Below are 554 nucleotides of genomic sequence, written 5' to 3' on the forward strand. Positions count from 1 at the left end.
GCTTCTTGTCGGTGAAGAAGGAGTTGTCCGCTCCCCACTGGTTGAGCCGGACCTGCTGGGCCTTGTCGTTGGCCCCGCGCAGCTCGCTGCCGAAGCCGAGGCCCTGGAGGTATTCCTGCGCCTCGTTGACCCAGAAGTACGCCATCACCTGCTCGAACTGGTCGGCGTTGCGGGTGTACCGGAAGTCTCCGGCGGCGGACCGGGCGGGGGTGCCGGTCTCCGAGCGGACGACCGCCCAGCGGCCGGCCAGGCCGCCGCTCGCGTCGAGGTTCCGCAGGGCCACGGTGGCGAGGGGGAGGCCGGGACGCCCGAGTGGGCGTCCTCGCCGTGGGTCAGGCTCGGGTCGCCGGTGGCCTGGACGGGGTTGACCTTGAACACCTGGCCGACGGGGGTCTGCGGGGCGGCAGGGGCAGCGAGCGCGGGAGTGACCGGCACGGAGACGAGGGCTAGCGCGGCGGCGGTGGCCAGGGCGGCGGGGGTGCGCGGGGTGACGGTCTCCGCCGAGTTCAGCAGTGTCCCGTCCAGGTCGGTCGCGACCAACCGGTAGGGCAGGG

At 73.3% G+C, this 554-nt stretch carries 2 pseudogenes; both read right to left on the reverse strand.

Annotated elements, in window-relative coordinates:
• A pseudogene (locus ABD323_RS44710) lies at positions 1-283 on the reverse strand (bacillolysin); the annotation flags it as partial.
• Between the two features lie 140 nt (positions 284-423).
• Positions 424-552, reverse strand: a pseudogene (locus ABD323_RS44715) (HAD hydrolase family protein); the annotation flags it as partial.
• Positions 553-554: the final 2 nt, after the last annotated feature.

The sequence above is a fragment of the Kitasatospora nipponensis genome, assembly GCF_039528135.1.
GTDB classification, from domain to species: Bacteria; Actinomycetota; Actinomycetes; order Streptomycetales; family Streptomycetaceae; genus Kitasatospora; species Kitasatospora nipponensis.